The sequence below is a fragment of the Chrysiogenia bacterium genome (assembly GCA_020434085.1).
GTDB lineage: Bacteria > JAGRBM01 > JAGRBM01 > JAGRBM01 > JAGRBM01 > JAGRBM01.
The window spans coordinates 1-9745 of record JAGRBM010000144.1 but is presented as its reverse complement, the minus strand read 5'-3'; the positions used below and the strand labels follow the sequence as shown (position 1 = coordinate 9745).

The following is a 9745-nucleotide window of genomic DNA, read 5'->3' as shown; positions in this document are numbered from 1 at the left end:
GGGTAATCTCCATGCTGGAGTTGGGATCGTTGAGCTCGTCGGTCATGGCCTTGAGCATGGCAAGCCCGCGGCTGGCGTGCGCCTGCGGGGCCGCACTCTCGGTGAAAAAGCCGTCCTCGAATTCCTTGGCAAGCTCGTCGCGGATGTTGACCGTGTCCTCGCCCACGTCGTCGTCGAAGTCGTCTTCGTCGGGCTCAACCGCCGTGGCAGCAACCGGTGCAGGCGCGGCGGCGGGCGCCGGTGCGGGCGCGGCAGGGGGTGCCGGTTCCTTCGCCGCCCAGGTGGCCAGCATGGGCCCCAGTTCGTCCAGGAAGCTGCTGAGTTCGGGAGTGTCGGCGTCCGGATTGAGCTGGGCGCGCCGGGGCTTGCGCAAAAAGGCATCGACCTTCATGCCCTGCGCCTTCTGGCGGGCGTCTTCGTTGTCGTAGTCCGTGACCAGGACGATGTGGATGGCTTCGGACTTGCCGCGGATGAACTCGAGCACTTCGAGGCCGCCCAGAATTCCCGCGCCATCCGAGCGCGGCATCAGCAGGTCCACCACCAGATAAACCGGCTTTCCCTGGGCGGCGAGCCTGTCATAGGCCGCCATTCCCTCGGCAGAATTCGACGCGCTCTGCACCGCGAAACCGCGCTCGGCGAATTTCTTTTCGAGCAGTGAGAGCGTCAGGCCATCGTCGTCAATGAGAAGCACCACCGGCGCGACTGCGCCCGATCCAACGGGCGCCGCGGCAGGCGCTTCAGGGGGCTGCGCAGGAGCGGCAGGCGCCGGTGCAGCCGCAGGCGGCGCCGCGGCGGGCTCTGGCTCTGGCGGTGCCGCAACAGGCCCGGAATCCTCCGGGCCGAGCTGGAAGTCGTCGTCGTCTTCCTCTTCAGGCGCCCCCTCCATGCCGGACTCGTCCTGCAGACGCGCGCCTTCCATGGCCAGATACTGGGGGTTCAGCCCCACATCCAGCACAAGCTGGGCGTCGTCGGGATCGAGCGCTTTTAGCTCTTCCTCAACATCCTTGAGCTCGAAGTTGAATGTGCCCTCGCGCCAGCGGAAAAGATGATAGACGGTCTTTTCCACCGTGCTGCGAATGACGCTCTGAATCTGTTCGTGATCGGTACCCACGTCGCGCTCGATGTGGGAACTCAGGCTGTCGCGCTTTCCGCTGTCGGTCCAGGTCTCAACGGCCTGGGCGAGCTGGGCGGGGGTGACCATCCCCTGCTCGACCAGCAACTCACCCAGGGGACGCCGCAACTTGGTCGAATAGGCACACACCACCTGTCCGTCACGGAAGATGATGGCGCCCTCGCGGGTGTCCTGCTCAAGGTGGAGCACTCCGCTCTTGCGACTGAGACTGACGATCTGGAGAATGTCCCCCAGCCCCAGGTCTTCGAGATTACCGACGAGACTCAATGTTGCCCTCGACCGACGGACCCAACGCGCAAGCCGGGCGAACGAATCCACCCGACCTCCCCATTCGGCCTGCTACTCAGAATGCCTGCGTTCCGGGCGCACCAAAAGTGGTTAACTGCCTAGAATAACTACAGGATTCGCCGGAATTTGCCACGCAAAAAAGTAACACAGCCCCCAGGGCAATGCAAAAGAAAGTCGTGGGAAACACTACGGATTTCGGGACCCTGCGTTGCGCAGCGCGTCCAAATCCGGCTACCTTCGGGGCCTGCCTCGATCCGGGAGTGAAAGGCCATGTCAAAGCACCGTATCCGGGCCATGTCCCGAATATTCCTGACCTTTTGCGCAGCCCTGCTGCTCGGCGGGTGCTCGCTCTCCTACCGGCTGGAGCAGTCACCTGCCGGGCTGGACCTGCGCATCGCCTGGGACCCCATCATCCTGGAAGCTTCCATCGTTGCCGGGCTTCTGGCCATCTTTGCCCTCTATCCCCGGCTGCTCGGACGGCTGATCGGCGAGCCCCAGCCCCAGGTGAGCGTCGGGCGCATCGTGTGTCTGCTACTGGCCGGATTTGTGGTCGCCAATTTTCTCTGGCCCCATTGGGCCTACCGGGTGCGCGTGGCCGACGAGGGCGTGAGCGAGCGCCGCGCCACCAGCACGACCTTGATCCCTTGGAACCAGATGGTCCGGGTGCGCAACTTCAACAACCGGGAAATCGCCAGCCCCCAGGGACTGCTCAAGTCCCCGCGGCTCGAAATCGTGGGCTCCTACGAAGAGACGATTTACGTGGAAGAAAACGAAGTCGGGCCCGAGATCTATGCGACCCTCGCCACTGAAGTCGGGCAGCGCTACTACCAGCAGGATGAGTTGCTTGAGGGTCCGCCCGACCCGGAGCGGCGCGAGAAGGTGCTCGAAGAGCGCAAGGGCCGCCATCGCGAGATCATGGAACGCGCCCAGGATCTGCTGATGACTCACCAGCCCCCCACCATGCCGATGACCGATGGAGCCGGGAAGTAATCAGGCGTCGAGCGGGCTCATGATGACGCCGCGGGCGCTCTCGAATCCCGCAATCTCTCCGGACTCCAGAAGTCCGATCGTCTCGCCGACCAGATAGAGCGAACCGCTTACAACGATGAGTTCGTCCTCGGGCTTTCGCCAGTAGATCTGCCGGAGAATCTTTGAGAGATCGCTCTCGACCACCACGTTCTTGTGCACGCGCAGTGCCAGCGGCAGCAGTGATTCAGGATCGGCAAGCGCGCCGTCGCTGGTCTGCGTGAGGGTCACGCGCGCAGCTACCGGCGCGAGAATCGAGAGGAAGGCCTCCACGTCACGATCGCGAGTGTGCCCCACAATCAGATGGATCTTCCGGAAAGGAACGTATTGTTCGAGGTAACGCCGGAGCGAGCGCGCCGCGTCGCGGTTGTGGGCGCCGTCGCAAAGCACCAACGGCTGGGTCGAGAGCGTCTCCATGCGTCCGCGCCAGCGCACGCTTTGCAGCCCCTCGCGTACGGCTTCAGTGGAAACTGGGAACTTCGTCTCGCCGAGAACTTCGGCCACCGCGCAGGCCATGGCCGCGTTGTCGAGCTGGTGCATTCCCGAAAGCCCAACCTTGAGGTCGCGCCAGGCGCCGGCAAAGCCCGCGTAGTGCATGTGCTGGTCGCGAAGGGGCAGGAAGTCGAAGTCGGCTCCCGCCTGTTTGAGCGGCACGTTGTTCTGCTGACAAATCTCGGCAATGACGCGCTTTACCTCGTGATGGCGCGAGCCGTGGATGAACGGCACCCCCGGACGCAGAATGCCGGCCTTCTCGTGGCTGATGGCTTCGAGTGTGTCCCCCAGATACTGTTCGTGGTCCATGGAAATCGGGGCAATCACCGTCACCAGCGGATCGACGATGTTGGTCGCATCCAGGCGACCGCCAAGTCCCACCTCAATCACGGCAATTTCCACCTTCGCGCGCGCCAGTGCGTCGAAGGCCAGCAGGGTCAGAAACTCGAACGCGGTAAGCAGCGAGGCGCCGGGCGGCCTTGCCGCCGCCGCTTTTTCGGCGGCCTCGTAAACGGCCCGCGCGCTCTCGGCGAACATTTGCGGGGTAATCTCGGAGCCGCAAACGCGCACGCGCTCGGTCTCACGCACGAGGTGGGGCGAGGTGTAGAGCCCGCAACGATAGCCTGCAGCGTTCAGCATCGAGTCCAGCATGGCGCAGGTCGATCCCTTACCGTTGGTGCCGGCAACAAGAATCGTGGCGTATTTTAGCTGGGGATTGCCGAGCCCCTCAGCCACGCGGCGCACGCGGTCCAGGCGCAGATCGATGCCCGCGCGCCCCAGGGCGCGCAGGTGGGCAAGCGAACTGGCGTAGTCGGTGGGGGCGCTCACGAGAACCTACTTCGCGAACTTCTCTCCGGCGCCCAGCAGGCGAAGGAGGCGCGCGATGCGCTCGCTCAACTGCGCGCGCGGAATGATCTGATCGACAAAGCCGTGCTTGAGCAGGAACTCGGCGCGCTGGAATCCCGGCGGCAGCGCCGTGCCCGTGGTCTGCTCGACCACGCGCGGACCGGCAAAACCGATGAGCGCGCCGGGTTCGGAAATGATTACGTCGCCCTGCATGGCGCTGGAAGCGGCCACGCCGCCGGTCGTCGGATCGGTGAGCAGGGAAATGAACGGCAGCCCGGCATGACGGAGTTCTGCAACGAGCGCCGAAACGCGCGCCATCTGCAGCAGCGAGAGGGTTCCCTCCTGCATCCGCGCACCGCCGGAGGCCGAGACCTGGATGAGCGGCAGGCGCTCTTCCAGCGCACGCTCTGCCGCGCGGCAGAATTTCTCTCCGAGCACGGTTCCCATGGAGCCGCCCATGTAGGTGTATTCGAATACTGCCAGCGCGCTGGCAACGCCCTCAATGGTGCCCTTGCCCGTGAGCATGGACTCGGGGCCCGCGGCGGTCTTCTCCGCCTGCGCCTGGCGATCCTTGTAGGGCTTGAGGTCGGTAAACTCGAGCGGATCGGATGAGACAAGTCCCGGGTCCCACTCGACAAAGCTGTCCTCGTCGCAGAGCTGCGCCACGCGCTCGCGCGCGCTCAGGCGTCCGTGATGGCCGCAGGAAGGACAGACCTGCAGGGCTTCATCCCATTCGCGGCGATAGAGAACCTGCTTGCACTCGGGACAGGCGATCCAGGGATGGTCGCCCTCGCCGATGGTGGGCATTTTCCCGGTGGGGGTGGTGACAACTGCCATGAAAAAAGACTCCCGCGGGCGGCGCGCATGGCGGCGCCGGCCCGACTGAGCGCCGAGCGTAGTTAGCCCGGCCCGGCAAGCCAAGCCTTCACAAAAGCCCCCAAGACCTCCGCAAATCGCGCCGGGTCGCCTAACATGGGTTCATGCCGCTGAAACCCGACAGCACGCTCAAGGGCTACACCATTGTGAAAAGCCTCGGCGACGGCGGGATGGCCCAGGTATACCTGGCCACCCAGCTCAGCCTGCAGCGGCCGGTGGCCATCAAGGAAATGAAGGCAAAGTTCGAAGACTCGCCCGCCATCGTCGAGCAATTCGAGCAGGAGGCCCGCACGCTGGCCGCCATGCAGCACGGCAACATCACCCACATCTACGACTACTGGCAGCAGCGCAAGAACCGCTACATCGTGATGGAGTTTGTCAAAGGCGTGTGCGTCGAGGACTTACTTGATAAATCCGGCCCCCTGCCCTGGCACGTGGCAGCCGAGATCATCCGGCAGGCCGCCCTGGCCCTCCACTATGCCCATGAGCGCGGACTGGCCCATCTCGACATCAAACCGGCCAACCTGATGATTACCTACGAGGGCAAGGTGAAGCTGATGGATTTCGGCATCAGCCGCCTGGGCGGAGGAAAGCAGTCGGCCCTGGGCGACATGGTGATCGGTTCGCCGGGCTTCATGGCGCCCGAGCAGATTAGCGGGGAACCCGGCCTTTCCTCCGACCAGTACGCCCTCGGCGTGACTTTCTACGGACTGCTCTGCAACGAACTTCCCTTTGACGGCGACAAGCTCGACGAGATCGAAGCCGCCATGAAACGCGGCAAGTATGTTGCGCCCCGGCGGATCAATCCCGCTACGCCGCGCAAGGTGCAGCGCATCTGTCGCCACATGATGCGCCAGAACCCCTTCTGGCGCTACCGCAGTCTCGAACGGGTTGCCGACGTGCTTGGCGACGTGCTGCTGCGCTACCGGAAAGCCGGGGGCGAGGAAGCCCTCATGGAGTTCCTCGATCGCGAGGGCTGGATTCCCGAACAGCCGAGTGCCACCGGGCTGCTCGATTCCGACACCACGGTTGTTCAAAAACGAATCAGAAAGCGCCGCAGCCTGCGACGACGAAGGGCTGCCATCCGGCTCGCACTCATTTTGAGCGCGCTGGCTGTTGTGGTCGCCGGCGCGGAGTTCGCTGCCCGCTGGAACTTCGAACGGGTGTTTCCCAAAACGGAGTCTTCACTCGCGCTGAAAGTCGAGCCTTTCGCGTGGGTGCGCGTGGACGGAGTCTTCTATTCCGCGTTGCCGCAAATGCCCGGCGCGCAGCTTGTGGTGCCAAGCGGCACGCACGAGGTTGCGCTCTACAACCCGCTCTATTCGACGCGCAGAGAGTCGCTGAGGTTCGCAAAGAACAAGCCAGAAACGCTCGAAGGCCCGCTCGAGAGCCGCGTCCTGCGCGGCTACGAAAAGGTGCGACTCAAGGCCCTTGAATACTGGGAGAAGCTGAAGTCCTAGCCTTTGAAGTTCTCGCTCACCATGAGCTTCATGCCGACGTCACCGAGTTGCAGCACGTCGCCGTCGCGAATGACTTTTTCTTTTCCAGAAAAGAGCTTGTCATTGATCATTGTGCCGTTGGTGGCACCCATGTCCTTGACGAAGAAGTGCCCGGCCCTGCAGTAGATCACCGCATGGCGGCGCGAGATGGAATCATCATCGATATCGATGTCCGTGCCATGGCGGCCCACGGTCGTGGCGTCCTTGCGGATGAAGTATTCGCGGCCTTTGAGCTTGCCGGTGAGCACCACCAGCGTCGCCCAGCCCGTGTCGAGCAGGAGCGCGTCGTCGGCGAGTTTCTCTTTGGTGCCCTTGCGGCCCACTTCATGGACGAAATCCGTTTTGGGCTTCTTCATGGTGCTCTCTCCGGGTTCAGTCGCGTCGGGCGGCAACCCGACGGCAAGGAGGCCTGTTTCATCGTTCTTCGAGTCTGTAGAGAGAAAAGTATACCGCTCAAACCAGTGCATTCTCAACCGCGAAGAAGCGCTGTCTGAACAACCCGATTGGGGGAGCTGAAAGCGAATGCGAGGCTAGAGATCGATGGTCTCGCCCACTTCGAGGAAGCGGTAGTTGTCGATGCTCTCGGCGCCGACCTGCTCTTTGAGTGTCTCGATGAAGTTGGGCTTCATGTGCGAGAGGAAGAGCGGATACTTCCGGTCCTTGAGAAGCGAGGCCTGCGCGGCAAGCATCTTCGGCGTGAGGTGACCGCTCACGTCGGCGAGCCAGTCCTGCTCATTGGGGAAAGAGACTTCGGTGATGAGTCCCATCATGTCGTCGCGTTCGTTGATGACCTGCCACAGACGCTCGGTCACGCCGGTATCGCCGGAGAAACAGAACGTCCCCTTCGAGTCGCGCACCAGATAGCCCACGTTGGGAACCGGATGGTTGGTACGCACGGCGAAGATCTCGTAGCCCGCCACGGTGAAGAGGGTCTCTTCCTCGATGACGTTGAACTTCATGGTCGGCTGCTCCGGGGTGGGCAGCTTGGAGAAATCCGGCCACACGCGGTCGTTCATCAGGTGCTCCTTGAGCACTTCGATGGTCGGCGCAGTTCCCCAGATTTCAACGGGTTTGTCGATGCAGCCGATGACGTTGTCGGCCAGGAAAGCCAGATCCTTGATGTGGTCGAGGTGCGTGTGGGTGATGAGAATATGACGGATGCTCTGCTGCTCGGCGAGCGTCAGGCTTCTCGTCAGCGAGCCGGCGTCCAGGGCCAGAACCCCGTCGAGCACGAATCCCGTCAGCGCGGTATCAATTGTTTCGCCGCCGTAGCAGCCGCACACCTTAACGCGCATCCTGCGGTGTGCCTTTCCTGTTCCTCGCTTTGAACCAAGCTCTCATGGGCCCAGCAGCACGCGGCGCCGCTTCCCCCCCAAAAAAAACCGGCCTTCAAGCGGTCGTTCGGGCCCCCACACAGGCCCCATGCAAAATCAAATCGCTTCGCCGAACTGTTCCTTGAGTGCGAGGTACTCCAGGTACTTCTGCACTTTGCCCGTCTCGGCCAGCACGAACCCCTCGCCCTGACGCTTGAGAAGCTGGGCTTTTTCCAGCTTGCTCACCACGTCCTCGACCTGGCGAGGCTCAAGTCCGGTCTGCTGCGCAAGCATCGCGCCGCTTGCAGGAACGGTGCGCCAGCCTTCGCCGACGTCCTGTCCCTTCTTCTCCGCGGTGCGCATCATCATGTGCACCACGCGCGAAGTCGAATCCTTGAGCAGCAGGTTCTCGATCTGGTCGTCGGCCTCCTGAAGGCGGTCGGCCAGAATCTTGATGAGGCGAATCGCGATCTCGGAGTTACCCTTGATCATCGCCTCGAAGGTTTTTGGTTCAATGACCAGAAGTTTGCTGTCTTCGGTAACGGTCGCCGTTGCAGAGCGGGGCTTGTTCAGCAGAATAGACATCTCACCGAAGAAGGCGCCCGAGCCGAGTTCGGCCAGGACTTTCTCCACTTCGCGGACCTGCTTGCTGATACGGACCTTGCCCTCTTGAAGAACAAACATCTCGCGGCCCGGCTCGCCTTCCCGGCACAGAACGGTTCCTGCGGGGAAGGCCTTTCCGAATCGCTGGAAAAGCGCGTCGTCGGCTGCACTCATTGGCCGTCAATACTCCTTAAAGCAAAAGACACAGCATCCTGTTGCGGCAACAGCATTTTCTGCCTGTTTCCGGGCATTTAACAGACGTTTCCCCTACTTGTCAATGCTGGCAAGCCCGCCTTTTGGCCCGCTGAAGCCCCATTTTGCGGTCCCCGAGCTTCATCGATCGCGGCAGGGTTGACAGTGCGAGGCCCATCGTTATACTGGCGCCTTCCTGAGGGGACCGGTGTGCCCGGAAACAGGCAGTAGCGCCCACTCAGGCAAATTCCCGGCCCGGGACGAATTCGTACCCGCCGGCAGAGAGACGACAGGCGAAGCGAGAAATGAGCAAGCTTCAGACATCGGTGATTTTCGGCAAGAAACTCGGCATGACCACCCTCTTTGATGAGAATGGCCAGCGCGTGAACGTAACCGTTCTCGAGGCGGGTCCCTGCACGGTCGTGGCCAAGCGCACCAAGGAAGCCAATGGCTATGAAGCCATCCAGGTCGGCTTCGGTGAGATTGCTTCCTATAAGAAGAACCAGCCCGAGCTCGGCCACTTCAAAAAGGCCGGCGTCGAGCCCACCCGCCACCTGCGCGAGATTCGTCTCAACGAAGGCGAAGTCGACGGCTACGAGCTGGGCCAGGCCATCAAGGCCGACCTGTTCGCCGCCGGTGACCGCGTCGACATCTCCGGCACCAGCAAGGGCAAGGGCTTCCAGGGCGTGATGAAGCGCTACAACTTCGGCGGCTTCCGCGCCACGCACGGCACGGCCGAGTATTTCCGTCACGGCGGCGGCATCAGCGCCTGTGAGTTCCCCGGCAAGGTCTGGAAGAACAAGAAGATGCCCGGCCAGATGGGCAACAAGAAAGTGACGACCCAGAACCTCACCGTCTTCCAGGTCCGTCCCGAAGAAAACCTTATTCTCGTTCGCGGCGCCGTTCCCGGCCCGATCAACGGAATGGTTCGCCTCCAGAAGAGCCGCAAGCAGGCGATTCGCGAAGCTGCCAAGCAGGCTGCCTGATTCGCGGCAGACTCACGCCAATGCAAGAGCATGATGAGCGGCCCGGGGAAACTCCCCGGGCCGTTTTACTTTTGATCGGCAACGAACTGCTCTCGGGCGAGATCGCCGACGAGAACCTGCCCTTCATTTCCCAGCGCCTGTTTTCCTGGGGGGCGCAGCTCCTCTACGTCCACATCATCTCCGATGAGCTCGAACTCGTTGCCCGGGAAATCCGCGCCGGGCTCGCCGCCGCCGACTGGGTGATTACCACCGGCGGCATTGGCGCCACCCCCGACGACATCACCCGCGCGGCGGTGGCCCATGCGCTCGGCTTGCCGCTTGAATCCCATCCGGAGGCCGAGCGGGAGCTGCACGCCTACTACGGCAAGCACATCAACGGGGTGCGCCTGTCCCTGGCGCAGATGCCGGCGGGCGCCGAGCTCATCCACAACCCGGTCAACCGCATCCCCACCTTCCGCGCCGGACGTGTGATCGTGCTGCCGGGGATTCCCT

General features: G+C 62.8%; 10 protein-coding genes. 4 read left to right on the top strand and 6 right to left on the bottom strand.

Annotation, left to right across the window (positions count from 1 at the left end):
* Window positions 1–1399 (bottom strand): DUF4388 domain-containing protein (locus KDH09_04730; protein MCB0218978.1); only part of this gene is annotated, 1399 nt, incomplete at its 3' end.
* A 291-nt stretch (window positions 1400–1690) separates the two neighbouring features.
* On the opposite strand from KDH09_04730, the gene KDH09_04725 reads away from it, so the two are divergent.
* The gene (locus KDH09_04725) at window positions 1691–2410 is read left to right on the top strand and encodes a hypothetical protein (GenBank protein ID MCB0218977.1); all 720 of its coding nucleotides are present in this window, start codon (window positions 1691–1693) and stop codon (window positions 2408–2410) included.
* On the opposite strand, the gene KDH09_04720 is transcribed toward KDH09_04725, so the two are convergent.
* Window positions 2411–3766, bottom strand: a complete 1356-nt coding sequence (locus KDH09_04720) for a bifunctional folylpolyglutamate synthase/dihydrofolate synthase (protein MCB0218976.1) — start codon at window positions 3764–3766, stop codon at window positions 2411–2413. It abuts the gene before it with no gap.
* Window positions 3767–3772: 6 nt separating this feature from the next.
* The gene (locus KDH09_04715) at window positions 3773–4621 is read right to left on the bottom strand and encodes an acetyl-CoA carboxylase carboxyltransferase subunit beta (GenBank protein MCB0218975.1); all 849 of its coding nucleotides are present in this window, start codon (window positions 4619–4621) and stop codon (window positions 3773–3775) included.
* Window positions 4622–4764: 143 nt separating this feature from the next.
* On the opposite strand from KDH09_04715, the gene KDH09_04710 reads away from it, so the two are divergent.
* Window positions 4765–6120 carry a serine/threonine protein kinase gene (locus tag KDH09_04710; GenBank protein ID MCB0218974.1) on the top strand — a complete coding sequence of 452 codons (1356 nt, stop codon included), beginning with the start codon at window positions 4765–4767 and terminating at the stop codon, window positions 6118–6120.
* Here KDH09_04710 and KDH09_04705 read toward each other — a convergent pair.
* From KDH09_04705 to KDH09_04695, 3 genes are all read right to left on the bottom strand, one after another.
* Window positions 6117–6515: an FHA domain-containing protein gene (locus KDH09_04705; protein ID MCB0218973.1), complete on the bottom strand. Its 399-nt coding sequence runs from the start codon at window positions 6513–6515 to the stop codon at window positions 6117–6119. The two genes, KDH09_04710 and KDH09_04705, sit on opposite strands and share 4 nt — an antisense overlap.
* Before the next feature lie 174 nt (window positions 6516–6689).
* Entirely contained in the window at window positions 6690–7454 is a 765-nt protein-coding gene (locus tag KDH09_04700; protein ID MCB0218972.1) for a 3',5'-cyclic-nucleotide phosphodiesterase, read from the bottom strand.
* A gap of 135 nt (window positions 7455–7589) precedes the next feature.
* Window positions 7590–8249, bottom strand: a complete 660-nt coding sequence (locus KDH09_04695; GenBank protein ID MCB0218971.1) for a Crp/Fnr family transcriptional regulator — start codon at window positions 8247–8249, stop codon at window positions 7590–7592.
* A 323-nt stretch (window positions 8250–8572) separates the two neighbouring features.
* Between KDH09_04695 and rplC the strand changes: the two genes are divergently transcribed.
* Together rplC and KDH09_04685 are read left to right on the top strand one after the other, a co-directional pair.
* Window positions 8573–9253 (top strand): 50S ribosomal protein L3, encoded by a 681-nt coding sequence (gene rplC, locus KDH09_04690; GenBank protein ID MCB0218970.1) that lies wholly within the window; start codon window positions 8573–8575, stop codon window positions 9251–9253.
* Window positions 9254–9324: 71 nt separating this feature from the next.
* On the top strand, window positions 9325–9745 hold a 421-nt coding region (locus KDH09_04685; protein ID MCB0218969.1), incomplete at its 3' end, for a competence/damage-inducible protein A.

Coding starts and splice junctions, on each gene's coding strand:
- KDH09_04725 (MCB0218977.1), top strand. CDS start 1,691: ATGTCAAAGCACCGTATCCGGGCCATGTCCCGAATATTCCTGACCTTT.
- KDH09_04715 (MCB0218975.1), bottom strand. CDS start 4,621: ATGGCAGTTGTCACCACCCCCACCGGGAAAATGCCCACCATCGGCGAG.
- KDH09_04710 (MCB0218974.1), top strand. CDS start 4,765: ATGCCGCTGAAACCCGACAGCACGCTCAAGGGCTACACCATTGTGAAA.
- KDH09_04705 (MCB0218973.1), bottom strand. CDS start 6,515: ATGAAGAAGCCCAAAACGGATTTCGTCCATGAAGTGGGCCGCAAGGGC.
- KDH09_04700 (MCB0218972.1), bottom strand. CDS start 7,454: ATGCGCGTTAAGGTGTGCGGCTGCTACGGCGGCGAAACAATTGATACC.
- KDH09_04695 (MCB0218971.1), bottom strand. CDS start 8,249: ATGAGTGCAGCCGACGACGCGCTTTTCCAGCGATTCGGAAAGGCCTTC.
- rplC (MCB0218970.1), top strand. CDS start 8,573: ATGAGCAAGCTTCAGACATCGGTGATTTTCGGCAAGAAACTCGGCATG.